Source organism: Nostoc sp. (genome assembly GCF_036917435.1).
Taxonomy (GTDB): domain Bacteria; phylum Cyanobacteriota; class Cyanobacteriia; order Cyanobacteriales; family Nostocaceae; genus Nostoc.
This window is the reverse complement of sequence record NZ_JBALDM010000023.1, coordinates 1-25,164: the sequence shown is the minus strand read 5'-3', so window position 1 is coordinate 25,164 and position 25,164 is coordinate 1. Positions and strand designations below refer to the sequence as shown.

Genomic DNA, 25,164 nt, shown 5'->3' with positions numbered 1-25,164 from the left:
CTGAATTAGAGAAAAACCTTTGATCGGGTTATCGGAAGTTTTTCAGATTTATCAAGGATGCTGAAGTATTTTAACTGTCATACTTGATTCATTGACGAATTCATCCTATTTTTAGATAAAATAAAACCCTGGACAAAGTTTTACCTTCTTGTACAGGGTTGATTATTCTTTTGTATGCTTAAGAGAGGCTCTTTTAGACTTGGGCTGTGTAGACTTGGCATGAAAAATCAGGTCAAGGTAGGGCTTGAATGAGTTCCCGAATCACATCCATTGCGGGTCTACCTGTCTGTTCACAATACTTTTCAAGGTTTTGAGCTTCATCTGATGTCAAGCTTAAGGTAATTCGCTTAAGCACCTTTTTTTTACTGGAGGTTGCCAAACGGGGAGATTTAAGTGCAGTAGTTTTATTCATTGATTGATAGTCTAGATATATACAAGCTTTCTTTATCAAGATTGCCAATTCCGAACTGTCTTTACCAGTGAAAATCGGGATTTTTAGATTGAACTTAAGCTTTATACCCAAATATATTACTGAAAAATTAAGGTAGCAAATAAATAATATACACGTAATTAATCTGCCGTTACCTGTGCTACTAGAAACTTTTAGCTAAAGAGTTTATGTCAGTAATATCCTATAAAGTAGATTGTCTGTTGAGCAAGTGGTATTAAATTACTGAGACTAGTAGATTGCAAAAGATGGTTTTATCAGTAAAGATTCTTGTTAATATATTATGTTTTAAATCCTCTGCAATATGAGGTTATTGCTTTGTGATAGCTATCACTTCATACTTATAGCAACCTAGTAGATAATTCCTTTTAGTCAAAGGTGATTACACCAATAGTGAGTTAATACATGACTTTACAGAATTGGAGACGCAAGCGTGGCGTTGCACTTACTACCAAGGGGTTACAAAAAATTAAGGAAGCAAAGCATCAGTCAGAAGCGAAAGAGAATTTTGGAAACAGGTATACTCTTGAAGAAATGAGTGCCCGCTCTGGGTTATATTCTGCTACCATCTCGAAAGTATTGAATCGAGAAGGAGGAGTTGATAAACAGACTATTGAAAAGCTTTTTTCAGTTTTCCACTTAAAAATAGATAAAAGTGACTATTCAAGCTCAACTAATCGTCTAGATTGGGGAGAAGCTATCTTTAACTCGATTTTTTATGGACGTATTGAAGAACTGACTACGCTGGAGCGATGGATTCTCAATGAACACTGCCAATTAGTTGCACTATTAGGAATAGGAGGGATTGGGAAAACTACGCTGTCTGTAAAGCTTGCTCAACAAATTCAGGATAACTTTGAGTATGTGATCTGGCGATCGCTACGAGAAGCCCCACCTGTTAAAATTATTCTCAGTAACCTAATCCAATTTCTCTCTGACGAACAAGAAACAGAAGGTAACTTACCAGAAAGCTTTAGCGATAGGGTATCACGACTCCTCTATTATTTGCAAAATCATCGCTGTTTAGTGATTCTTGATAATGCAGAGTCAATTCTCCGCAGTGGTAGCCGCGCCGGACTTTATCGAGAAGGATATGAGGAATATGGTGAGCTTTTAAGACGCATAGGAGAAGCAACTCACCAAAGCTGCTTAATACTGACTAGTCGTGAAAAACCGAAAGAAGTAGCATTACTCGAAGGACAAGCAATACCTGTTCGCTCACTATCATTAAGTGGTTTGAAGATAGCAGAAGGGCAAGAAATCTTAAAACTCAAAGGGCTATCTGCGGTAGAGGATGAATGGAAAGTAATGATTGAGCGCTATGCAGGTAATCCACTAGCCCTAAAGATAGTTGCTACAACCATTCAACATATTTTTGGTGGTAATGTCACTGAATTTTTACAACAAGACACGGCTGTTTTTGGCGACATTCGCGATATTTTAGAGCAGCAGTTTGAGCGCTTGTCAGATTTAGAAAAGGATATCATGTACTGGCTAGCGATTAATGGGGAGTCAGTTACACTGTCAGAATTGCGAGAGGATATTGTATCACCAGTAGCACCAGCAAAATTACTAGAGGCTGTAGAATCGCTAGGGAGGCGATCGCTAATCGAGAAAGCTACACCTACGCTGACGGGAAAAACTGGATCGCTTTTTACCCTCCAGCCTGTGGTCATGGAGTATGTGACTAATCGCTTGATAGAACAAGTTTGTGAAGAGATTCTCACTCAGAATATTTATTTATTTAAGAGTAAAGCTCTAACAAAAGCGACAGCAAAAGAATATGTTAGAGATACTCAAATTCGCCTCATCATTCAACCAGTTATAGATGGGCTGCTTACTGCCTTTAGAAGTAAAAAAAACCTCGAAAATCACTTAGCTCAAATTTTAGCAACGCTACGAGAGATATCCCCTCTAGAACAAAGTTATACAGCAGGAAATGTCTTTAACCTGTTTTGTCATTTAGAAACCGATCTCAGCAATTATGATTTTTCTTATCTAACTATTTGGCAAGCCGACTTGCAGTATGTAAAGTTGCATAATGCAAATTTTGCTCATACTCATCTAGCTAAGTGTGTTTTTATTGAAACCTTTGGTGGTATTTTTTCGGTAGCTTTTAGCCCGAATGGTAAACTTTTAGCTACTGGTGATACCAATGGAGAAATCCGCTTGTACGAAGTTGCCAATAGTCAGCAACTTATGACTTGTAAAGGTCATACTGGTTGGGTTTGGTCAGTTACTTTTAGTCACGACGGTCAAGTTCTTGCTAGTGGCAGTAATGACCAAACAATAAAGCTGTGGGATACCAGTACTGGTCAGTGCTTAAAAACTTTTGAGGGTCATAGTGGTGGGGTTCGTTCAGTCACTTTTAGTCCCGACGATCAGGTTCTTGCTAGTGGCAGTGATGACCAAAGAATAAAGTTGTGGAATATCAGTACAGGCAAATGTTTGAAAACGTTACAGGAAAATGGTTGTAGTGTCTGGTCTGTTGCCTTTAATCCAAAAGGTGATGTGTTGGCGAGTGGAAATGATGACTATAAGGTAAGGCTGTGGGATATTAATAGCAGTTCATGTATTCACACTTTAGAGGGTCATACTCAGTGGGTATACTCAGTCACCTTCAGCCCTGACGGTAATACACTAGCTAGCGCCAGTCATGACCAAACAGTTAAACTTTGGGACACAAATACTGGTAAATATATTAAAACTTTGCAGGGGCATACAGACTTGGTACATTCAGTTACCTTTAGTGTAGATGGTAGCACTCTTGTTAGTTGCGGTGAAGACCAAACAGTTAAGGTATGGGATTTTGTGAGTGGACAATGCCTTAAAACTCTACAAGGACATAAAAGTAGGGTATGGTCGTTAGCAATATGTATAAATCAAAATATTTGTGCTAGTAGCAGTGATGACCAAACGGTAAAGTTATGGAATATCAGTACTGGTCGATGCATTAAGACCTTCCAGGGTTACAACAATGGGATATGGTCAGTTGCTGTTAGCCCAAACGATAATTTCCTGGTCAGTGGTAGTAATGACCAAACAGTAACAGTGTGGGATGCTATGACTGGTAAGTGTTTCAAAACTTTACGGGGACATGGTAGGAGAGTTACATCAGTTGTTTTTAGCCCTGATTCTCACTTGATTGCTAGTGGCAGCGAAGACCAAACCGTAAGGTTATGGGATCTAAGTACTAGTAAATGCCTTAAAATATTGAAAGGACATAATAATCGAGTTACATCAGTTACTTTTAGTGCTGACAGCTATTTTTTGGCAAGTGGTAGCGACGACCAAACAATAAGAATATGGGATGTCAGCACTGGTCAATGCCTCAATATTTTACGAGAACATAGTGGTAGAACATGGTCAGTCACCTTCAGTCCTGACACTCATGTATTAGCTAGTGGTAGTCATGACGGAACAGTGAAACTCTGGGATATTCGCACTTGCAGATGTCTTCATACTTTACAAAGTCATACCGAATGGGTTTGGGCAGTTGGCTTTAGTTCAGATGGTGGTATGCTAGCTAGCGGTAGCGGAGACCAAACGATTAAACTCTGGGATGTCACTACTGGTCAGTGTCTAAGAACTTTGCAAGGCCATACAAATACTATATATTCAGTTGCTTTCAGTTCTGATGGTCGCATACTGGCAAGTGGTAGTGGCGACCAAACAATTAAGCTTTGGGATGTTAACACAGGTAGCTGTTTAAGAACTTTATTAGGACATACTAGATGGGTTTGGTCAGTTACCTTTAGTTCTGATGGTCAGACTGTGATCAGTTGTAGTGAAGATGAGACAATTAAGATTTGGGATGTACAAACAGGTGAATGTTTGAAAACTTTGAAAAGTAAAAATCCTTATGAGGGAATGAATATCACTAGCATAAGTGGATTAACTGAGTCTCAAAAGGATACTTTAAAAGCTCTTGGAGCAGTTGAATATTAAAGGAGACTTAATATTAAAGTTATAATACAAAGTCAAGCCAGCTTGGAACAAGTGCTAATTCAATTAGTTATTTTGCGTTTAAATAGCGAAACTGCACCTAAAATGCTGTATGCTAACATTCCTAATCCAGCAGATGCTTCAGGTACTGGTAGTGGCTGAAGCGCTGAGAATGCTAATTCTCCAATTAGCTTATGAGCAGTAGTTGTAGGATGCACTCCGTCCCAAAACAAAAATTCTTCAGGGTTACAGGAAACTTGTTGTGTGGGAATATCTATAGGCACTACTGATAAGTCTTCGCTAATACAAGAGTTAGTGACGTTTGTAAAACCGAATTCCTCTGGAGCGGCAAGGATCCTATCAAACAGAGAATTAACATTCAGTTCTATAATGTTGATATCGGGGCTTAATTGTTGAATCAAAACTTGGAGTTCTGTATTCAAGCTAGAGTTATGTTCGCTGCTAAATGTGCTAAATAAGTTGGAACGTTGACTGGTGAAATTTGCAAAAGGCGATTTTCCCAAATCTGGTAAGTTGACGACCATGATATCTTTAGCACCATCAGCAACAAGTGATGTCAACGCTGTTGATAAATTTGCCACTGTATTAGTAGGATTGGGATCGCCACCAAAAAAGTAACTGAGGTAGTCATTAGTACCAGCCCAAATAATATAGAGAGCATTTGGATCGGCAGTTTGATTTGTTGCTACAAAGTTATTTATCTGTTGTTGTAATCCTGGTAAAGTAGCCAAACCAATATTCTCAGTTCCCGTAGTTGCACCACCAAAAGCAAAGTTATTTTTCAGATTTAATCTTAATCCTAGATCAGAAGCAAGATAATCAACCCAATTTGGCCCATTAGAGAAATGTCCATTATAGTAGGTTGGACTTGGGGGGATAATTCCATTAGTGGCATTAAATACATTTCCGGTATCAGATAAACTGTCTCCAAAGACGTAAATATTGTCATAATCTTTTGCTAATACTTTGAGTGGAAATATCAAAGATAACAGCAAAAATCCTGTTGTTATAATTCGTCTTTGCACGCTTAACTCCTTTATTTATAAAGATGCCAGTAAGAAATTCTGCTCCTTTTTAGAGAGATTTTTCGGCTAATTTAGAGCTTTCAAGAGGGTGAGGGGCTAGCACCACATTACCCCAACGCATTACACTTGCAGAAGCAACACCTGCTGCACCAGAACCATAAATGAGAACTAAGTCATTTTCGTGAATCTTACCCAAATGTGCAGCATGGTAAAGATTTGCCACAGTCAGTACTGGCCCTATATTTGCATATTGAGGGTAGATATTGATCGTGCGCTCTGGGTTAATACCCAGTAGCCGCGTGCAGAAGCGCGTCATCCAAGCAGTAGGGGTATTGAAAAGAAAAAAGTCGATTTGCTCTAACGTTACACCAGCAGATGCGATCGCACCTTCGCAACAAATAGAAAGAAACTCCGCAGCCGTTTCGCGTAGAGCCTTTGCATTCTTACCAGTCTGTATGCGAATTCGTGAATTTCCTTGTTTATCCTTTGTCAGTTCACTAGATACTACTTCACACAGCGCACCTGTATGAATTGTCTTAGTGCCAAGGATACCCTGATTTCCTGCGAGTGAACTGACTACAAAGGCTCCAGCACCATCACCAAGAAACCAAGACACAGTATCTTGCTCGTCACAAACGCGAGAGTAAGAACACGAAATAACTACAAGTACATTGCGATACTCTCCCGCACGCACCAAAGCAGAGGCAGTTTGAAGTACAACTGGCGTACTCCCACACGTTGCATCAAGATTCCATGCAGCACCCACAAGGCCGAGTTTACGGGCAAGAAAGGCAGCATTACCAAATCCAATTTGTTCAGGCCAAACTGAGGCCACAATCATCAAATCAATATCATTAACAGAAAGTTTAGCTGCATTCAAGGCATCTGTTGCCGCGCGATACTCCAAGGTTAAGGATGATTCCTCATCACTAAGCAGCCAGCGTTCAACAGTACCACGAAATGGATCTGAGAGATAAGGCAGCATCTCTATATCAAACTCATTATTCGGAGTGCTTCCAGTTAGCGAAAACAGCCTTGCCAGTCCTTTTTGTTCAGCCTGAGCTATTAGCTCAGGGTATTTTTCTACGTAATAGTTATTGGTACGTCTAATAGTTGGAAAACTTAGTGCAAGTGAGCGAATACCTACTGGTAAATGCACCATATAAAAAATTCTCTCTTATCTTAATAGTTGGTAGCGCCCTGTAAAATCAGGCTTAGATTACGACTTTGAGTGGGTGCTATTTGGGTGGGATCTATGATTACATCAACTACAAATGGTCTGTTTGCCGCGATCGCTTTTTCTAGTGCTACTTGAACGTCGGCTTCTCTTTCAACCCGAATACCTTCTGCTCCCATTCCCTGAGCAATCTTGACGAAATCTGCCTGTGGAATCGTTGCATCTACGTTCTTGAATTCTAGATATGCTATCCCCTGTTCGCAAATGTTATAACGCCCATCGTTGAGTACAATCCAGACGGCAGGAACTTGATATTTTACAGCCGTGTTTACCTCGCTGTTCATCAACATGGCACCATCTCCGACAATGGCAACAGCCTTGCCATTCCGTGCCAAAGCAGCACCTACTACACCTGTAACAAAATGCCCCATAGAACCAAATCCGTTGCTAATCCGGTAACGACTTGGTGTGGTAAATTGTAGCAGATGAATTACCCAAGCAAAAGAGTTACCTGGCTCTGCCATTACTACTGCATTGCTTCCATCAACAATCACTTGTTGAATCACATCCATGAGCAGTTCTGGTCGCACTAGACCAACTGTGCGTGGCTTGATGACATCACGTTTGAATTGAGGCAGCACTATTGTCTTTGATCGACCAGTATCTGGGAAGTTCTTCAGCAGGCTCTTCAGGAAGATTCTCACGTCGGACTGGATGGCGAAAGTTTCAGTAGATGGATATGCACTTCCCGGTATTTCCGGGTCGATGTCAACATGCACGAAGCCCTGCCGGGGAATCATCTCAGGGTTCCAAAAGGAGGTAAATTCACCAAGGCGTGTTCCCAGAACCAGTATACGCCTTGGACGTTGCTCCCTCATGTAGGTTAAAACCGACTCATGCCCACCAAAGCCGGTAACGCCTACAAACTGGGGATGATCTTCAGGAAAAATACCCTTAGCTCGTGGTGAACACATTACAGCAGCCCCTGTTCTCTCAGCAAGCTGGCGAATCTCTTTTGCAGCACTCCGTGCCCCGAAGCCCACCCAGATTGCAAACGGCCCCTCAGAGAGTAAGTGAACACATTCGGCTATTGTCTCGTCACTTGCTGTTGACACAGCCTGAGACAAAGTTATTCGTGGTAAAGATGTATTTATTGAACTTGTCTGAATGTTTGTCGGAATACTAATATGAGCTACAAATCCTCCTGGTTGTACTAGACCAATAGCAATACTTTGAGCAACCTCTGGAAGTTCATCGCTGGATTCGAGGGTTGTCGCATAGTGGAATATTGTTCCTGAAGTAAAAATACCTGCACTAGGCATTGTGTAGGTGCTTGTTTCTTGGCAAGCCCACCGCCCACGCTGTGGTGCAGAGGTCGAAGCTGATACGAAAATCACCTTAGCTCCCTCCCAACGGGCAGCTAACAGCCCTGTTAAAGCATTGGTGATCCCCGGCCCTGTAGTAGTGAATACCACAACCGGGCGATCGCTAGCAAAGTAAGCCTCAATTGCTGCAAAAGCTGCTCCAGCTTCGTGGCGAAAGTGCAGCACCTGTATGGAACTTTGGTGTAATGCAGCCCATATTGGCGCGATCGCACCTCCCGAAACACCAAAGGCATACTCTACTCCCATTTCTCCTAGCATTTTAACCATTACCTCTGCTACTGAAGAAGGTCTAGATGGCGTGCTATGAGATTGCTGTTCAGTAGAGTTTAATTGTTCGGCGGTATTTGCTTGCGTATCCTGAAATTTAAGATGCATACAAACTATACTTATTAGGAATAATTACCCCTGTGAAGTAACATTATCCCACACGCTAAACTCAGCAATATCACTTTTTTTGGATGAGTACTATACATTTTTTTTAGCACTGCTTTACGAAAGCAGTTAGTTAAGGTTAAAACGACCCTTACACTTCGCTTTGTCAATTTTTTAATAGAACAGTTGATGTGGCGATGCCTGTGGCGGGCTGCGCCAACGCAGATGGCTTAACCCATCTTTTGACTGGTCAAAATTAAACACTATGGAATCAAGCCAGGAGTATAAAAAGGTGATTAACTTCAATCAGTATAAAGCTTTAACTTTCGATTGTTACGGAACCCTGATTGATTGGGAGAACGGCATTTTAGGAGCGCTCAAGCCACTTCTGCTGGCACATAACACTAATTTAGATGACGATCAAATTCTAGAAAATTTTGCTGATTTTGAATCGGAACTGGAGAAAGGTTACTATATCAAATATCGGGAAGTTCTGAAGAGAGTAGTCAAGAAATTTGGTGAAAAATTTGGCTTTGAACCAACTGCCAAGGAACTAAATTCACTTCCTGATTCGATTCAGCATTGGCTGCCTTTCACCGATACAGTTGAGGCACTGAAAACCCTCAAGCAAAAGTTTCAGCTAGTAATTATCTCAAATGTCGATGACGATCTCTTTGCTTTCTCGGCAAAGCACTTGGAGGTGGAATTTGACCAGATAATCACAGCAGAACAAGCAAAAAGTTACAAACCCTCCTTGAACAACTTCAGACTAGCTATTGAGAAAATTGATTTGCCGCTAGAACAGATATTACATGTTGCTGCTAGTGTATATCACGATATCGTTACAGCCAAATCTTTAGGACTATCAACAGTCTGGGTAAACCGTCGAACAGATTCACAAGGAGTCAACATCACAAAATCAGCAGTAAGTCAACCTGACTTAGAAATGCCTGATTTAAAAACTCTCGCTGCTATGATTTCACAGAAACAATCCTGAGCAATTTCGATCGGGATCTGTTGTTACAAAACTAAATAGGGATTGCAACATAGATTAATTCTGTCTTACTCTGGAAAAACTACTACACCAGTTTGACGGCATGTTCAACCTTCTGTTGAGGGCGACACATAAGGGATGGGTAACGCTCTTAGCAACCCTCTCCTTATGGCTCTCGAAGATCAGCATCCTGCCGATAAACTTGTTAAATCAAACACTTTGATAGCCTAAAACGATGAAAGCATCTGCTAATTTCGACTTTGAAGACGAGAAATTTAATGCACCGCCTTCTCAAGTCATCCCTTGGTGTCAGATGATTAATCCTCGGTATGGCACAGATGGTATGCAATCCCACGGTTTGGCAATTAAGCTAGATAATGCCAATGCTGTCGGCTTTGTGCCAGATGATAATTGGCAGCAAGTAGAGCATGAATTTAGCTCTGGAGTCGAAACAGTCTTTATTAGCAATACTCCAAACTTGGTTTTGGTGCGTCGGGGGCCATTGTCTGTCAAAGACCGGGAAAGTGGTCTAAAACTGGGTACACTCAAAGAGAATTATGATGCTTTTTTAGCAGATAAACTTAAATTTAAAACCTTTACTCGCTATCTAATTTTTATAGTGGGTGAGAATAAAAAGTTTTTGCATGAATCACCATTACAACTAACTCTTAATGGGGCCGCCGGAGCGAGTTTCAGTAAAACCTACTGCGAATATCAACAAGGCAAAGTAGTAAGTGGATTTGTTGCTGAACTAGAAAAGGCTTATGCTATTTACCGCAAGCAACCATTGACACCGAAAGGCCCTTTGTTCCACGCTCACGGGATTTTTTGTCCGATAATTGAATGTGAAGAAAGAGGTATCGAACCAAATACTGTTCTAGTAGCTTCAACTGTAGACTACAAACATCCGACGGTAGGGACTTTAACACAATATTTAATTGCTTCGGATTCTCTTGAATCTGCAATGATTTGCAAGACTTTTGAAGAATACAAAGATTTTGGAAAGGAACCTGTAAAAGCAGAAACGCCTAAGTTAGCAATGGCAGGAGTTTCTAACTCTTACGTTTATGCTGATGAAGATGATTTTGCTTATCCACCGTATTAGGTGGGAATGGGGAATGGGGAATGGGGAATGGGGAATGGGGAATGGGGAATGGGGAAGAGGCAAGGGAGCAGGGGGCAGGGGGCAGGGAGAAATAATCAATGCCCAATGCCCAATGCCCAATGCCCAATGCCCAATGCCCAATGCCCCATGCCCCATGCCCAATATCTATTCTTTGAGCAGCAAATAATATAGTGAACCATTACCGCCTGTGATGCCAGCGCGATCGCCTGCTAGTTTACCAGAACCCATAAAATAATCCACCCGTCCCGGGCCTTTGATGGCGCTTCCTGTATCCTGATCAAGCACATAGCGGCTGACAGTACGGTTCTCTAGTTTGCCACGGCCAGCAGGATAGGGAAATGAGTTGTAAATCAGCGCTAGCGCTCCCGGAGGCATGAGAGACTTATCTGTGGCAATGGAACGTTCTGCTGTCACTGGCACATGAATACTACCAGTCGCCGATCTACCGCTTGTTTCTTGGAAGAAAATAAATCGTTCCCAGCGCGGCAGATAATTACTCAACTCCTGGGGTTTTTGCCGGAAATAAGCAATCATCCGTGGTAGCGTCAATCCATTTAGTGACATTTTGCCATCTTTGGCTAGTTCTTTGCCGATGCTAGTCCAAGGGTAATCAGTTCCACCTGCATAGCCAATTGATGTTGTTTTGCCATTGGTTAATTTAATTTGGGCAGAACCTTGGATATGTACCATGTATGCGTCGAAGCGATCGCGGAACCAAAGCAGTTCTAAACCGCGCAATTTGCTTTTATTCCCTTTTAAACCATCCTTCCCTTCCAAATCAATTCTTTTGGGGTGGGGTTTTGGCCATTGGCTAAAATCAGGTGGTAGCCGATAAAGGGGATATTTATATATTGCAGTCCTGACACGGCTAGCAGTGTAAACAGGTTCATAGTAAGCAGTGAATTTAACAGTACCCTTGCCATCGTTGCCTACAGACTGGTAAAAGACAAACTCACGGCGGACGGCGGCTTGTAGTTGGGCTGGTGACTTAGAACTGACAACTAGTTGGCGGAAACGTAACAAACTCTGGCGGACGCGATCGAGAGTAATTTCCTTGACTGGATAATTTTGATATGCTGCGATCGCATCACCCTTTGTTAGGTAAAGCAAACTGTTGTCAATGGAAGCTAATAACGCATTGCGATCGCCTCCGGTGGACGAAACACCTCTTTGACCCCAAATTTGATCGTCCCAACCCAAGCAATTCTGCCGGAGCGTACAATCGCTTCCTATGGCGATCGGTTTTAGCACAGGCGCGATCTCAGGAGTGATTGGTATTGGCACCGGTGAGAGATCGGGAGCAGTAGGTACTGGCAAGGGCAGGAAGTTAGGAACCTGAGCAACAGACGACCAGAAAGGGTTTACAAGGACAACTCCCAGACTCAAGGAAAGGAAAGCAAGGGTTTTTCTCATCAATTTAGTTGAATCTTTCAACACTGGAACTAAAAACGGGTTCTACCCGGATTGCCACAATCCGAGAAGGGCGGATTACCATATATTCCCCTTGAATATTTTTGATCGGCACACTAATAAAGTCATTAGAAGCAGATTTTGGCACAAGTTCGCCGCTATACCACTTCTGAAACTCTTGAATAGTAGCAAAACGTACTTCTTCCCGGTGGCCGCTTTCCAGTAGGAGGTAGACGGAATATTCATTTGGAGTTCTAGCCATAAGATTGAATCACTTGAAAAACATTCAACCTATTGTTAACCACATAACCCCCGAATGAAAAGGGTAAGCATACGGGAGCGAGAACAAGGGGAACAAATAACTCCTAACACCTAAGTCTTCACTGTAGACGGCTAATCCTTTAACCAGTTCCTTAAAAAGTGTAAGTTTACATTATTTTGCATGTATTAGCTGTGGAGTTAGATAAAATTTCGAGAATTACATAAAGTTTGGTAATTCTAAAATACAAATCTTGCCAAAGCTGGCAGTTGTGCCAAGATTAATTTGAGGACTTAGGCAGTGACACCATGTTAGGACAATTATTAGACGGACGTTACCAAGTCCTCCAGGTCTTAGGTGGAGGTGGATTTGGTCAAACTTATATAGCCCAAGATACCCATCGGCCAGGTTTCCCGAAATGCGTTGTCAAACACCTTAAGCCCGTAACTCGTAGCCCCGAATTTCTCGAAACTGCTAGACGGCTATTTACTAATGAGGCAGAAACACTAGAGCAACTAGGCAACCATGACCAAATCCCTCGGCTTTTAGCCTATTTTGAAGACAACCAAGAGTTCTTCTTGGTGCAAGAGTTCATTGAAGGGCATACCCTGAAAGCCGAACTCTTACCCAATCAACTTTGGACAGAATATCAAGTAATTCAGCTTCTCCAAGAGATGTTGGGTATTCTGCAATTTATTCACAGCCACAACGTTATCCATCGAGATATCAAACCAGACAATATAATTAGGCGGCAGCAAGACGGCAAGTTAGTGCTAATTGATTTTGGCGCAGTTAAACAAGTCCAAACTCAATTGCTTACTGTTTCAGGGCGTACAGCAGCTACTATTATCATCGGTACTCCAGGATATATGTCTACAGAACAGGGGCAAGGTAAGCCGCGTCCCAACAGTGATATTTATTCTTTGGGTATTATTTGCATTCAATCGCTGACAGGGTTACATCCTATAAATTTTGAGGAAGATATAGATACTGGTGAGATTTCTTGGGAACATCAGGCTAAAGTTAGTTCTGAGTTGGCATCTGTGTTATCTAAGATGGTGTTACACCACTTCAAACAGCGCTATCAGTCTGCGGCTGAAGTTCTACAAGTGCTTAAGCATCTTGATACGAGAGTAAAAGCGCAATCATTTCAATCACCATCTTTTACACAACCGCCTCAAGCTTCACTTTCTCCACAAAACTCAATTGGGCATTCGTCTGCTGTTATGCTGTCTGCGGAAAATTACAGCCGCTTAGAAACAATTCTTTTGGAATTTGTTGGCCCTGTTGCCTCAAGGTTACTACAGCAAGTTACGGCATCAACGCCCAATTTGGAAGAATTAATTAGTCGATTAGCCCTTCATCTTCGAGAAAATCAACAAATTGATTTTCAGAAAAAAACAATATTTTTACTAGAGAAACCTACTCAACTACAAGAAATTACTGTTAAATCTGAAATTAAGTCTAATACTTTACCAAGCCAAGAATCTCAAGTAATCACCGAGCGCTTTCTCCATCAGTGTGAGCGGGAATTGGCTGATTTAATTGGCCCAATAGCTAAGTTTCTAGTCCAAAAAGCTGTTAAGTCTTCTGGACAAATTTCCCGTGCAGAATTTGTGAAAATTCTAGCATCACAAATCCCCGAACCTCAAAAAGCTTTGCAATTTCAGCAACGTCTACTTTCTTGATTTATTAAATATTGCGTTTTTCTTTCCAAAAATTGCCAATTACATAAAGCCTGCGGCATAGCTCCGCTTACGAACAAGAATTAAATAACATACAGTTTATGTCCCTAGCTTACCTCACCCTCAATCCCTCTCCTTATAAAGGAGAGGGAAGCTAGAGACAGGATGAAGTTTTGGATTTTATTTAATCCACATTCCTTAGAGCGTAGCGTTAGCGAGTATTCGTTCCCTTTTAGCGTCTCGTAGAAAGCGTCATTACGAATTACGAATTACAAATTATCAGCTTTGATTATTCAACATCTCCATAGCTATTTTCAAGCTCGCCTTCATCCGATTAAATGCTTCTGCTAACCCACCAATTTCATCATTAGAGCTTTCTTCAAAATCAGCGTTCATATCACCAATACTAACTTTTTGGGCTATCTTCTCTATTTTTCTGATGCGCTGAATTACATATTTTTTGATTAGGAAGTTAATTAAGAAAACTACGATCGCAAAAATAGTAATTAAAAGTCCCATAATTAAAATCCAAGTCCGTTTGGCATTGGCAAAAATCTCTTGGGAAGGAACAGAGATTATTTGAGCAGAAACAATCTGATTGAGTTGCCAGCCAAAACCATTTTCCGAGCCATAAGTTACCAACTGACTCTTAGGAGCCTGATCTGGTGTAGAATGACATCGCAGACATTTCTGTTGTGTAATCTTTAGTGGTCGCGCTATGTAAAATACTTCGCCTTCTGACAAGTTGCGAAAGCCTGTAATTTCTTCAGTTTTGGAGTCGTTGCGAAAACGTTCTACAAGTTGAGTTTCAAAACTATCAGCTTTATCTGCTAAATTTGTGGGATTAAGTGTTGCATCTTTATGAAAAAAGTTTTTAAATTCAGGTTTTTTACGAAAATTCTCAAACACTTCTTTAGAAGAAAAAGTTGGCACAACTTCAGGCATGAATGTTGGGTTAGTGTCTAATCTAGGTTCTAATAGAGGAACTATACGATTTTGTGTATAATCTCTAACTGCGTTCACCATTTGGATGAGAATCTGCGCTTGAGAAGTTACTTCATTTTGCGCTCTCCCCTGAAGTACACTGGATAGGGCAATGCCACTTCCCACAATACTGACTATGAAAACTAATATTAAAAGCAAGTTAAATTTAGCACCTATTTTTAAGTTTTTTAACGTAATGTTGTTTAACATAACCTAACCAACGAAGGTGGTAAGTAGGTAGGCGTAATTAAATATAAGATCAAACCTCACCCTCAATCCATCTCCAAAGTATCGGAGAGGGAAGCCGGAGGCAGGGTAAAATTTTATATTTAATTTGACCCAGTTACTTATGTGAGTTTGTCTAATATTTATTTATACCTGTTAGAAAGCATCTCAACAATATTTAAATAAATATTAATTTTTTTTGCAATATAACCTATTTAGGCAGCAGTCAAACTTCTCTCAATTCGTCCTGAAAACTAAGTTATTTACTTAAGCATAATTACGATGTCTTTGCGATTTTCCCGGCGTTTATTTCTGTTTCATCTGCTAGGTTTTACATTTGCTGCCTGCAAACCCAAAAATGACTTTGAGGGTACGTTAACTGTTGGCGTTATCAATTATGGTGGAGGCGAACAGATAATTAATCAATATGCTAAATTTAATAATTATTTGGGCGAAAAAACCAACTCATATATTCAGCTAGAGCCTGTTTTTAATGAAAATAGAGCGGTTGAGCGCCTTGACGCTCGTGCTTGGTCATTGGTATTTGCTCCACCGGGTTTAGCGGCTATTGCGATCGCACGTCACCAATATTCAGCCCTATTTCCTTTAATAGGTATCAGTAATTTGCGCTCAATCTTCGTTGTTCGCAAAGACAGTCCAATCACTCAATTGAAAGAACTTCAAGGCAAAACACTGGCTTTAGGGCAGTTAGGCTCTGCAACAGGATATTATTTCCCTCTTTATAATCTTTATGGTACAACGCTAGCTGAGATCCTATTTGCACCCACACCCAAAGCCGCGCTAGACTTGGTGGCTCAAGGAAAAGCGATCGCCTGTGCAGTCTCAGAGGCAGAATTGTCTCTCTACGCTTCACAGTTGGCTCCTACCGAATTCCGCATACTATTTAAAGATCCTCATTATGTACCATTGGGCGTGGTCTTGATTGGGCCGAATATAGAACGTAACCGTCAAGAGTTTATCCGTAAAGTGATGAGTGATGCGCCTTCAGGTTTAGCTCAAGAAGTTGGGTATGTAGCCAATGGACAAGTACCAGATTACAAATACATAATTTCTGTAGTCGATCGGGTAAGCTCGATTACTTCTAAGCTGCAAAAGAAACCTGTCCAACTATTTTGATTTACATCAGCGACAAGGTAAAAGGCAAAAGGAATTTATCTACGATTATTAACTTTTTACTATTTACTGATTGCTCAATAAAACAATTTAAATCGGGCTAGCTGGTTTTGAATTGTTCCGGTGAGAATTTTATTTAGTTCTGTGGTGTCTTGAAATTGCAAAATTTGCTGTGTGGGTAAGTCGAAGGGAAATTGCCCTTCAATGTCTGGACGTTGCATTTGCGCTAGTACAATCTGTTCAGATCGCTTACTTTGGATGGCATAGCCAATCTCAATACAGACATTGGGACTGGGAATTAGTTGGGGGGTTTCTTTACCGTCAATACTAGCGATGGGTGTGGTGTCAGCGATAAACAACAAACTCTTACGGATTTTTCGCATAATCGTGCGGTTAATACGGACAGTAGCACCAGTGGGACGAGAGGATTCTACTAATGTTAGAGGAAGGCGCGATCGCAAGTTTAAACTTTCCAAACTTTTTCGTAGTTCTTCTCTTAAAGCATTTGTCGCTGCCACATACTCAGTTTGATAAGATAAAAAAATCGTTGGTTCTAACTGAGCCAAGAGTGCTTGTTTGGTAAAATAAATTTCGTGACTAATTAAGTCAATGTTGGCGACGCAATAGCCACCACTACCTTCAATATAAAATTCAATATTTTCCCCTTCTAGATAGCGCACAAACCAAGTTGATTTCTTAACTTCGTCGCTTTCTTCTAAAAAGTCTGCTCGCAATGCCGATCTTAGCAGGCTTTTTTTGCTTAAGCGAATGTCTGGCGGACGTTTTTCCAGTTCTGGAATCGGCTCGTAATCTTGTAGATACCACGCTCTGAGCGCAATAATTGACATAAGGCGCTATTTAAACTATTTTTCACTATTTAAATTAGTATAATCTTACACCAATTGAAGCCTAAATATTAGACTTCTCTTTAAACACAACAACACCCAAGCCTCTACTCGCTGAACTATCTTCTCTCGTTGTTTATCAGATACAGGGATGTACTAACTTTCATTGCTTGTGTAAACAAGTTATGAAAACTAGTTACAGCGCCCCCTAGTCTTCCACATTTGAGGAAATAGCAGTTTTCGTGCTGGGTGTTGCTGTGTTTTGACGAGACAGATGTAAGTTAAACAGCGTCCTTTACCTTTTACTACGATTACAAATGCAGCTGTTATATCTGCCAGGGAAGCCTGTTTTTTAGCTTCTATTTTTAGATTATCACTTCTAAATAGGAAGTATTGTTTTTGCAACAAAACTTTACTTCTAAAGTATTTGTAGTTATATTAACGGGATAAGTTTTAAATAAAATATCATCAACCTTTTGGATGAATAAAATAATTGCTAATTCAGATTTTAAGTTCTGAAACTAACATTCTGAAAATAAGGTAGAAAATTGTTCCTTCTACTTTTAGCGATCTATTTTAGCTGGAGGTTTGACAGGAATTTCAATCCAGAACTCTGTACCTTTGCCAGGTTCTGAAATGCACTCCATTATTCCCCCATGTTTTTCGACAATAATCTGATAGCTGATTGCTAATCCCAGTCCTGTACCCTTACCCACGGGTTTGGTAGTATAAAACGGGTCAAAAATTCGCTTTTTCACTTCTAGAGTCATTCCAGGGCCATTGTCACTAATCCGAATCAATAAACGAGAGTTATCTGTTGAGATTGTAGTGGAAATGTGGATAGTAGGCATTGGGGATGATTTATCCTTTTTATCCTTTTTATCTTCGTTGTTCTTATTCACTATTCCCCAGTCACCAGCCCCCATTCCTAATTCCCCATTCCCCATTTGTAAAGCATCTATAGCATTGCTGAAAATATTCATGAATACCTGATTCATTTGACCAGCATAGCATTCTACTGTTGGGATATTGCCATAATCTTTGATTACCTGAATGCCTGGGAATTCGTCCTTTGATCTCAGTTGAGATTGCAAAATTAATAACGTGTTGTCAATACCTTCATGCAAGTCAACGCGCTTGTTTTCAGCCTCATCCAAGCGAGAAAAATTGCGTAATGATAGCACTATTGAACGGATGCGATCGCTTCCTGCTTGCATTGAAGTAACGATTTTTGGGAGGTCTTCTACTAAAAATTCAAAATCGGTTGAAGCGATCGCAGCACGAATTTTACTATGAGGATCGGGATAGTGTAGCTGGTAGAGGCGTAAAATTTCTAGTAGTTGTCCGATGTAATCACTGGCGTGGCATAGATTGCCGTAGATAAAGTTAACGGGGTTGTTAATTTCGTGGGCGATACCTGCGACTAACTGTCCCAAGCCAGACATTTTTTCAGTTTGAACCAATCTTGTCTGCATTTCTTGGAGTTTATGTAGAGTATGCTCTAACTGTGCAGCTTGATTTCTGGCTTCCGTTTCGGCATTATGGGTTTGTTCGTAGAGTTGTGCTTGTTGAATAGCGATCGCAGCCTGATCTCCTAACTGTTGCAATAAATCAATTTCTGCATCCTGCCAAGTTCTGGGAGCGCTACATTCATGGACAATTAGTAAGCCCCATAGTTCTATACCTATATTAATCGGAACTGTTAAGCTTGCTTGAATTTGCAGATTTTCTAAAAACTCTCGATGACAATCACTTAAAGAATCGGTTGAAACGTTGTTCATTGGCCGTATCCTACCCTTAGAGTATAAATGTCTATAGTCATTAGGAAAGCATTCCAGTGGTGCATTCACTCCCAAAACTGACTGCCAATTACCATTTATCTCTTCCACAATGACCGATTCACTGCTCAGCTGAAAAATCACCACGCGGTCTGAATTTAGCAGTGGGCGAACTTCCCGGACAATAGTTTGCAGGGTTGTCTGCAAGTCTAACGTGCGGCGAATCTGCTCTGTGATTTGCTTGATTACCTTGGTGATTAGTAATGATTTTTCCAGTTCGGCAGTTTGTTCTTCCACCCGCAGTTCTAGGTTGGCATTCAGAGCTTGTACCTCTTTATACATTTGTTGCTGCTGAATTGCCATTGAAAAATGATCGCACAAGGCTTGGGCTAATGTCATATCTTCCGGCTTCCACTCAGGCGCTTGCCCCTTTTTTTGTTCTCGCCAAACTTCAAAGGAAAGCTGGGGTAACAGTTGTCGCCGATTCACGTCACATCGTCCCGCCCACAATATCTCGGTTTCAAATTCAGCGCGAAAAATGCTTAATACACCGATAAATTTTTCTCGGTAATGTAGAGGAATGACCATGAGTCCGCGAATTTGAGTAGAACGGAACGCTAAAGCCAAAACTCGCAAATGCGGTTCTTTATAGAGGTCAGAACTTGCCCAAATATTACCTGGTTTACACTCAGCCATCCACTTTTGCCATGTAGGATGCTGTTCAATAATGCTGTTATCTAATTCGTAGGGTAGTGTGGGTTGATGGCCCCAGGTGTATAGTTCCCGACTCTGTTCAATATAAAGCCTGCCACCTACTCCACTAAATGCGGTAAGAACTTCTTCTATAGCTGCCTGCAATTGAATTGTTGGTAGTTTATGCAATAGTGTGGTGACTCTGTTAACAATAGCTTCTCGCTTTTGCTGGCTAAGGGCTTCGGTGAGTAGATTACTTTGATCGATCGCGATCGCAACCTGATCGGCAACTTGCTGCAATACTTTTATTTCCCGCTTCAAAATCTTTCGCGGTTCACTGTGGTGAGATACCAACAATCCCCACAATTTAGGCTTTACCGATGCTTCTTGTGGATCGCGATCTAAAATTGGCACTACTAAGGAAGATTGCACCCCCATTGCCTTTAAGTATTGAATATGGCACGAGTCTACTTGCCGATAGTGGATATTAGTTTGTAGGCGTTTGCCAGTTTCTGTTGATTGTATAGGTGATAGCCCGATTTTCTCGTTTGCTACATCGACAATTGAACGTTGCCCCGCTAACAAAAACATCTCTCTGGCCGCTTCGGGGATATCATCAACTGGGAAGCGCAACCCCAACAAGGATGGCAAACGCTGGTCATGAATAGATTCAGCGATGACTTCACCACTATCATCAGTATCAAACCGATATACTTTAACTCGATCTGAACGTAAAAATAACCGTACTTCTGTAACGGTAGTTGTTAATATTTCTGGAAGATCGAGCGATCGCCTAATCTGTTTGATCATCCGATGCAGCAAGCTTTCTTGGTCTGAGCTTTGCTGTAATGGGTTTGATTTATCGGTAGATGTCATTGCTTATGTACACCATGACTGAAGTATAGTTTTTCTTATAAGTTGTCCCTAATGATAATTTTCAACTGCCAATGCCTTGATTTTCATTCCATTTCCAATAAATTCCTGCTATAAATGTTTTGCCATAAACATAGATCTATTGCAAATATTTTTAGAAAGGGATCAGAGGACATTTGAAAAGTATTAGATATTTTACTTGATATCCCTAGTCCTTAAAAAGTTGATTTAGGAAGATATCAAACCGCTTGGTAGATTAGTAGTCACTTTTGCAATATCCTCTCAAGTAGACAATCAAGAAAAATTTAATCATTGACACCTTATTGATTTTATATTCTCGTTCAGTAAACTATTTCAGTATTTTTACTTAAATACTGCCTTCGTCATTGCCTAAAACTAAAAATATTTTTTACGATTTTTGCCCCCGAATATCCCCCAAAAATCCACTACCTTACCTTAAAAGCTGTATGTTAGCCGGATATTTTTTAAGATTTGCCATAGGGATCGCTATGGCAAATTACGAAGCCTTAAGTCTACATCGTCTATTCTCAATCTCGTGAGTTTTATTCATAAGATAATGGCTAATTTATGAAAATCTCCAGCTTTTAAAGTCTTATTAAATAATAGTTTTAATTGTAATATGACTAATAATAATTTCCTTTGGAGGTATGGTTAATTAGGCTGAATTTTGAACTTAACTATATTGAGTTAGTGGCGAATTTTAAAAAAAATTAACTGTAAAGTGTCATATTATCTGTTTAGTTGCTGATTTTATGTTGAATGTAACTATTTTGATTAAATTATTCGTTGATTCTCATTAAAGATAGTAAATTACGGATTTCTTCACGTACACTCATGAGAGTTTTACCAAGATAGTTAAGACCGACTTTATTAGCACCACAGCCCCAAAAAGAATCGGTTGGGGAGTTTTCGACCAAAAGCTCATCACCTGTCTTCAGTAGAACTTCTCTAATATCAGCATGAGTGAGAAACTTTTTTAGTACAGCTTCTCGCATAATTTGCGTTTTGACTAAATCCCAGTCTTTACGAAGTTGGCGAGTACTACATCTTCCCAAAGCGGCTGCTTCTTCTGGGGTGGCGGCGGCATGGATAAGGGGTATAATTGCCGCATCTTTGCTGCTAACAAACTTTTGCGCTTGATAATAATGCTCAACTGTTGCCCAGTAAGTGCCCTGGATGTGGATTTCGTGGGGAGAAAAGTTAGAAAAACAGCCATAAGGCTGCCAAACCTTATAAAAGTAAATAGTCATTTGAAAATTGCTCTTTCATATATAGCAATCCTATTTGATTTGTGAGAATTACAACCCAAAAGCAGAACTTATCTAAATTCTGTGACTTCCAGGACTTACGCAAAAAATAGCCCAAACCTTGAGTTTCCCGTAGGGGCAATTCATGAATTGCCCCTACCGCGTGTAGTTTTGCGTAAGTCCTAACTTAATTAAAGAAATCAGTTGTTGCAGAGGTCAGTTTTTCTCCTGCCTCGTGCCTCCTACCCCCTTCATCGGCAAGGTGAGGGTAAAAGCTGTTTGACCAAAAGCTGTTGAGTCAAGGGTGAGATCGCCATGATGTGCCCTGGCAATTTCACGGGCTAGGCTGAGTCCTAGTCCGATGCCTTCTATCTTGCGGGTTCGAGCCGGATCGCCGCGATAGAAGCGGTCAAAAATGCGTAGGCGTTCGCTCACTGGAATATCTTTGGATGCATTGGCAATGGTGATGTGGAGAGTTGTTTGAGTTTGATGAGTGCGAATCTCGATCCAGCCGTTGGGGAGATTGTATTTTATAGCATTACTGAACAGGTTTTGTAAAACTTGAATCAGAAGATCGCGATCGCCCTGTAAACGCAACCCATCAGTAAATTCAGTTTGCACAGTCAAGTTGGGAGCCAGCATTTCCACATCTTCTAGCATCTCCATCAGCAACTCAGACATATCCACCTCAACCATATACAAGCTCATTTTTCCGGCATCAGCTAGAGATAGCAGCAAGAGTTTCCGCATAATTCCACTCAGGCGGCGCACCTCATCCAATAGGTTACTTAAGCGCTGTTGTACTTCACTTCCAGGATCGACCTGTTGCAGCGTTCGTTCTAGTTCGCCTTGTAAAATAGTCAGTGGAGTTTTCAGTTCATGAGCCGCATCACCACTAAAGCGGGAAGCCTGGGTAAAACTGCGTTCCAAACGTTCCAACATCAGGTTAAAGACCTGAATCAACTCGACAAATTCAACATCAGTTGTTCCAATGGGAATCCGTTGATCTAGCCCTTTGACATTTACCTGTTGAATAACGCCTGTTAATTGCCGGATGGGACGCAAAGCACCACCAGAAACTAACCATGCTCCGACTGCAACTAGAAGTAGCCCTCCCGGAATTGAAACCAGGAAGATATTCTGAATGGTAGCCATCTCTTGATTGACAGCTTGGAGATTAACCGCAATAGCAACCTGAGCATTGGGAAACTTAGTAGCCGCAATTCGCCAAGCTGCTTTTGCTGTATGTTCAGTGATAAATTGAGGTGGGCGTGGACGAAGAAAGTGTGGCGGGCCAACGGATGGATTTCTATTAGAGGGTGGCGGTGGTTCTATCTGCTGGGGTGGTGGTAAAGGTATCAACTTAAGACGCTCAAGCAGCAGGCGATTCACCTCAACGTGGGCAGATAGGGAGTTTGATTGATAAACTATGTTCCCGTTTGCATCAATCACCAGTAGGACAATGGGGGTTTTTGTATTACTTCCGAAGGCATCAGATAATGAATCTTCGTAAAATTTCCATCTTGAGGGTCGGTTTTCTTTGCCTAGAAGTTCGGTAGGTTCCCACCGTGGTGGCAAGTTTGGAGTTGCCCGCATCAAGTGATTTAACAGTTCTGCATCAAGACGGCTGATTTTAGCATTGTAAATTTGAAACCAGGAGACTGCACCAAACCCTACTAATGTGGTTCCAGCTAGAGCCGCAGATGAAAGAGCTATTCGCAGGCGAAAGGAAGGGAACTTCATGAGCTAGACTCTGGTTTGCGAAACCGATATCCAACTCCTCGAATGCTTTCAATCCAGACTCCTTCATGAATGGGGTCAATTTTTTTACGAATTCGCTGGATACAAACATCTACGACGTTAGTGTTGGGGTTAAAGTCATAGCCCCAAACATGCTCCAGAATTTGGGTGCGAGTGAAAACCCTTCCGGGAGAGCGCATGAGATATTCTAGAAGATTAAACTCGCGGCTGGTGAGTTCTATCGCCTGGCGATCGCAAGTGACTTCTCTGGTGATGCGATCGAGTTTGATAGGCCCAACACAAAGGAGATTTTGGCGCTCGCTCACACTCCGGCGGACAACGGCATGAATTCGAGCCGCTAACTCTTCCACAAAAAACGGTTTAGCGATGTAATCATCGGCTCCCAAATTTAGCCCTGCCAAGCGATCGTCTAGTTCATTCCGAGCCGTCAACAAAATTACTGGCGCATTCCGACCTTGCCGCCGCAAGAGTTTTAGAATCGATAATCCATCCTTTCCCGGCACCATAATATCGAGGATAAGAACATCATATTCATTTTCTAATGCCCGCAGATATCCTTCATCACCGTTGTCACAGTAGTCTACAACAAATCCCTGCTCCTTCAGTCCAGCCCGGACGAAGTTAGCAATTTTCGCTTCATCTTCGACAAATAGAACGTTCACAACTATTTATTAATTTATATATTATTGTTCCATTCTAGATTCATTACCTTTTTGGTTAAATTACAAAACTGTAATTTAGAAAGCATCTAGACTGTAATTTTCAGGTGGCTTAATCAGAAATATGAACACCCTACCTTTTGCAGGTTAATTTTATGAATGTTCGTCGAGTTTTAGCCGTAGCAGCGATTCCTTTTTTGATTGGTACATTCGGTTTTGTTACACCCAATCAGGCTTATGCTGCTAATCCATCCAATCGGAACGCCCAGATTTCTCAACAGCCTCAAAGGCTAGAAATATCTGATAAGAAGCCACAGGTTAGATATTCTAAACCCCGTCTAAATCAGAAAAAACATCCTCACCAACATCCCCAAAATCATAATCAGGACGCGGTTCAAAATCGTGTAGAAGGCAATAACCGTTAATTGCAGCACCCTTTCTTCCTTAAAATTACAAAATGATAATTTACAACCAGGGTAAACTGTAATTTGGGTTTGATTGAATCAGAAATGTAAACTATCTATCTTTAGGAAAACGATCGTGAATATTCGTAGAATACTAGTTGCAACAGCAATTCCAGTTCTGGTTGGCACATTTGGTTTTATTTCACTCAATCAGGCAAATGCCGCTAATCAATTCCCTCAAATTGCACAGGCGCAACAACCGCCTAGCCAACCACCAGAGGGAGAACAACGCCCACCTCGACCTGATTTTGCGGCGGCTGCGGCGAAATTAGGAGTTACTGAACAACAGTTAAAGAATGCCTTGGGAGTCCCTGCTAATCCTCCAACGGGCGATCGCAATCAGCGTCCACCCCGTCCTAACTTTGCAGCGGCTGCGACCAAGTTAGGAGTGACTGAACAACAGTTAAAGAATGCCTTGGGAGTTCCTGCTAATCCTCCAACAGGCGATCGCAGTCAGCGCCCACCCCGTCCTAACTTTGCAGCAGCTGCGACCAAGTTAGGAGTGACTGAACAACAGTTAAAGAATGCCTTGGGAGTCCCTGCTAATCCTCCAACAGGCGATCGCAGTCAGCGCCCACCCCGTCCTAACTTTGCAGCAGCTGCGACCAAGTTAGGAGTGACTGAACAACAGTT

General features: G+C 41.3%; 20 protein-coding genes. 8 read left to right on the top strand and 12 right to left on the bottom strand.

Annotation, left to right across the window (positions count from 1 at the left end; translation table 11 throughout):
* Positions 1-232: 232 nt before the first annotated feature.
* A complete protein-coding gene (locus V7K98_RS09700; RefSeq protein WP_335021140.1) occupies positions 233-412 on the bottom strand; it encodes a CopG family transcriptional regulator in 180 nt (59 codons plus the stop codon).
* Positions 413-853: 441 nt separating this feature from the next.
* On the opposite strand from V7K98_RS09700, the gene V7K98_RS09695 reads away from it, so the two are divergent.
* Positions 854-4,396 (top strand): NB-ARC domain-containing protein, encoded by a 3,543-nt coding sequence (locus tag V7K98_RS09695; protein WP_335021138.1) that lies wholly within the window; start codon positions 854-856, stop codon positions 4,394-4,396.
* A 59-nt stretch (positions 4,397-4,455) separates the two neighbouring features.
* Here V7K98_RS09695 and V7K98_RS09690 read toward each other — a convergent pair whose 3' ends face one another.
* Genes V7K98_RS09690 through V7K98_RS09680 form a run of 3 tightly spaced genes read right to left on the bottom strand, consistent with a single transcriptional unit; the run spans position 4,456 to position 8,376 of the window.
* Complete coding sequence (locus V7K98_RS09690) at positions 4,456-5,439, bottom strand: SGNH/GDSL hydrolase family protein (RefSeq protein ID WP_335021136.1); 984 nt, start codon at positions 5,437-5,439, stop codon at positions 4,456-4,458.
* A 49-nt stretch (positions 5,440-5,488) separates the two neighbouring features.
* Positions 5,489-6,601 carry a 3-oxoacyl-ACP synthase III family protein gene (locus V7K98_RS09685; protein ID WP_335021134.1) on the bottom strand — a complete coding sequence of 371 codons (1,113 nt, stop codon included), beginning with the start codon at positions 6,599-6,601 and terminating at the stop codon, positions 5,489-5,491.
* Positions 6,602-6,621: 20 nt separating this feature from the next.
* A complete protein-coding gene (locus V7K98_RS09680) occupies positions 6,622-8,376 on the bottom strand; it encodes a ScyA-related TPP-binding enzyme (protein ID WP_335021132.1) in 1,755 nt (584 codons plus the stop codon).
* Between the two features lie 262 nt (positions 8,377-8,638).
* Between V7K98_RS09680 and V7K98_RS09675 the strand changes: the two genes are divergently transcribed.
* The 3 genes from V7K98_RS09675 (at position 8,639) to V7K98_RS09665 (ending at position 10,659) form a co-directional block, all read left to right on the top strand.
* Positions 8,639-9,370 (top strand): haloacid dehalogenase type II, encoded by a 732-nt coding sequence (locus V7K98_RS09675; protein ID WP_335021130.1) that lies wholly within the window; start codon positions 8,639-8,641, stop codon positions 9,368-9,370.
* Positions 9,371-9,602: 232 nt separating this feature from the next.
* The gene (locus tag V7K98_RS09670) at positions 9,603-10,472 is read left to right on the top strand and encodes a DUF5895 domain-containing protein (protein ID WP_335021128.1); all 870 of its coding nucleotides are present in this window, start codon (positions 9,603-9,605) and stop codon (positions 10,470-10,472) included.
* Positions 10,473-10,485: 13 nt separating this feature from the next.
* Positions 10,486-10,659 carry a hypothetical protein gene (locus tag V7K98_RS09665; RefSeq protein WP_335021126.1) on the top strand — a complete coding sequence of 58 codons (174 nt, stop codon included), beginning with the start codon at positions 10,486-10,488 and terminating at the stop codon, positions 10,657-10,659.
* On the opposite strand, the gene mltA is transcribed toward V7K98_RS09665, so the two are convergent.
* Together mltA and V7K98_RS09655 are read right to left on the bottom strand one after the other, a co-directional pair.
* Entirely contained in the window at positions 10,638-11,906 is a 1,269-nt protein-coding gene (gene mltA / locus V7K98_RS09660) for a murein transglycosylase A (RefSeq protein WP_335021124.1), read from the bottom strand. The two genes, V7K98_RS09665 and mltA, sit on opposite strands and share 22 nt — an antisense overlap.
* A 4-nt stretch (positions 11,907-11,910) precedes the next feature.
* Positions 11,911-12,165: a hypothetical protein gene (locus V7K98_RS09655; protein WP_335021122.1), complete on the bottom strand. Its 255-nt coding sequence runs from the start codon at positions 12,163-12,165 to the stop codon at positions 11,911-11,913.
* A 305-nt stretch (positions 12,166-12,470) separates the two neighbouring features.
* On the opposite strand from V7K98_RS09655, the gene V7K98_RS09650 reads away from it, so the two are divergent.
* Positions 12,471-13,850: a serine/threonine-protein kinase gene (locus tag V7K98_RS09650; protein WP_335021120.1), complete on the top strand. Its 1,380-nt coding sequence runs from the start codon at positions 12,471-12,473 to the stop codon at positions 13,848-13,850.
* 276 nt (positions 13,851-14,126) lie between these two features.
* Here the strand turns inward: V7K98_RS09650 and V7K98_RS09645 are convergent, their stop codons facing one another.
* Positions 14,127-15,041, bottom strand: coding sequence for a Tll0287-like domain-containing protein (locus tag V7K98_RS09645; protein WP_335021118.1), 915 nt, complete (start codon positions 15,039-15,041; stop codon positions 14,127-14,129).
* 297 nt (positions 15,042-15,338) lie between these two features.
* Here V7K98_RS09645 and V7K98_RS09640 point away from each other — a divergent pair, with 297 nt between their 5' ends.
* Positions 15,339-16,193, top strand: coding sequence for a phosphate/phosphite/phosphonate ABC transporter substrate-binding protein (locus V7K98_RS09640; RefSeq protein WP_335021116.1), 855 nt, complete (start codon positions 15,339-15,341; stop codon positions 16,191-16,193).
* A 74-nt stretch (positions 16,194-16,267) separates the two neighbouring features.
* Here V7K98_RS09640 and V7K98_RS09635 read toward each other — a convergent pair whose 3' ends face one another.
* From V7K98_RS09635 to V7K98_RS09615, 5 genes are all read right to left on the bottom strand, one after another.
* Positions 16,268-17,038 (bottom strand): hypothetical protein, encoded by a 771-nt coding sequence (locus tag V7K98_RS09635; RefSeq protein WP_335021114.1) that lies wholly within the window; start codon positions 17,036-17,038, stop codon positions 16,268-16,270.
* Between the two features lie 560 nt (positions 17,039-17,598).
* Complete coding sequence (locus V7K98_RS09630; protein ID WP_335021112.1) at positions 17,599-20,382, bottom strand: GAF domain-containing protein; 2,784 nt, start codon at positions 20,380-20,382, stop codon at positions 17,599-17,601.
* 797 nt (positions 20,383-21,179) lie between these two features.
* On the bottom strand, positions 21,180-21,650 hold the full coding sequence (locus V7K98_RS09625) for an N-glycosidase (protein ID WP_335021110.1): 471 nt from the start codon (positions 21,648-21,650) through the stop codon (positions 21,180-21,182).
* Between the two features lie 213 nt (positions 21,651-21,863).
* A complete protein-coding gene (locus V7K98_RS09620) occupies positions 21,864-23,390 on the bottom strand; it encodes an ATP-binding protein (protein ID WP_335021108.1) in 1,527 nt (508 codons plus the stop codon).
* Positions 23,387-24,070 (bottom strand): response regulator transcription factor, encoded by a 684-nt coding sequence (locus V7K98_RS09615; protein ID WP_335021106.1) that lies wholly within the window; start codon positions 24,068-24,070, stop codon positions 23,387-23,389. Before V7K98_RS09615 ends, V7K98_RS09620 begins: the two co-directional genes overlap by 4 nt.
* 152 nt (positions 24,071-24,222) lie before the next feature.
* Between V7K98_RS09615 and V7K98_RS09610 the strand changes: the two genes are divergently transcribed.
* Together V7K98_RS09610 and V7K98_RS09605 are read left to right on the top strand one after the other, a co-directional pair.
* On the top strand, positions 24,223-24,492 hold the full coding sequence (locus V7K98_RS09610; protein ID WP_335021104.1) for a hypothetical protein: 270 nt from the start codon (positions 24,223-24,225) through the stop codon (positions 24,490-24,492).
* A gap of 115 nt (positions 24,493-24,607) precedes the next feature.
* The coding region (locus V7K98_RS09605; protein ID WP_335021102.1) for a hypothetical protein at positions 24,608-25,164 on the top strand (557 nt) is incomplete at its 3' end.

Excerpts from the sequence above, each read along its gene's own strand:
- V7K98_RS09625 (WP_335021110.1), bottom strand. The coding sequence starts at position 21,650 with ATGACTATTTACTTTTATAAGGTTTGGCAGCCTTATGGCTGTTTTTCT.
- V7K98_RS09655 (WP_335021122.1), bottom strand. The coding sequence starts at position 12,165 with ATGGCTAGAACTCCAAATGAATATTCCGTCTACCTCCTACTGGAAAGC.
- V7K98_RS09695 (WP_335021138.1), top strand. The coding sequence starts at position 854 with ATGACTTTACAGAATTGGAGACGCAAGCGTGGCGTTGCACTTACTACC.
- V7K98_RS09635 (WP_335021114.1), bottom strand. The coding sequence starts at position 17,038 with ATGTCAATTATTGCGCTCAGAGCGTGGTATCTACAAGATTACGAGCCG.
- V7K98_RS09650 (WP_335021120.1), top strand. The coding sequence starts at position 12,471 with ATGTTAGGACAATTATTAGACGGACGTTACCAAGTCCTCCAGGTCTTA.
- V7K98_RS09685 (WP_335021134.1), bottom strand. The coding sequence starts at position 6,601 with ATGGTGCATTTACCAGTAGGTATTCGCTCACTTGCACTAAGTTTTCCA.
- V7K98_RS09670 (WP_335021128.1), top strand. The coding sequence starts at position 9,603 with ATGAAAGCATCTGCTAATTTCGACTTTGAAGACGAGAAATTTAATGCA.
- V7K98_RS09700 (WP_335021140.1), bottom strand. The coding sequence starts at position 412 with ATGAATAAAACTACTGCACTTAAATCTCCCCGTTTGGCAACCTCCAGT.
- V7K98_RS09640 (WP_335021116.1), top strand. The coding sequence starts at position 15,339 with ATGTCTTTGCGATTTTCCCGGCGTTTATTTCTGTTTCATCTGCTAGGT.
- V7K98_RS09680 (WP_335021132.1), bottom strand. The coding sequence starts at position 8,376 with ATGCATCTTAAATTTCAGGATACGCAAGCAAATACCGCCGAACAATTA.
- V7K98_RS09620 (WP_335021108.1), bottom strand. The coding sequence starts at position 23,390 with ATGAAGTTCCCTTCCTTTCGCCTGCGAATAGCTCTTTCATCTGCGGCT.
- V7K98_RS09610 (WP_335021104.1), top strand. The coding sequence starts at position 24,223 with ATGAATGTTCGTCGAGTTTTAGCCGTAGCAGCGATTCCTTTTTTGATT.
- V7K98_RS09675 (WP_335021130.1), top strand. The coding sequence starts at position 8,639 with ATGGAATCAAGCCAGGAGTATAAAAAGGTGATTAACTTCAATCAGTAT.
- V7K98_RS09645 (WP_335021118.1), bottom strand. The coding sequence starts at position 15,041 with ATGTTAAACAACATTACGTTAAAAAACTTAAAAATAGGTGCTAAATTT.
- V7K98_RS09630 (WP_335021112.1), bottom strand. The coding sequence starts at position 20,382 with ATGACATCTACCGATAAATCAAACCCATTACAGCAAAGCTCAGACCAA.
- mltA (WP_335021124.1), bottom strand. The coding sequence starts at position 11,906 with ATGAGAAAAACCCTTGCTTTCCTTTCCTTGAGTCTGGGAGTTGTCCTT.
- V7K98_RS09665 (WP_335021126.1), top strand. The coding sequence starts at position 10,486 with ATGGGGAATGGGGAATGGGGAATGGGGAATGGGGAATGGGGAAGAGGC.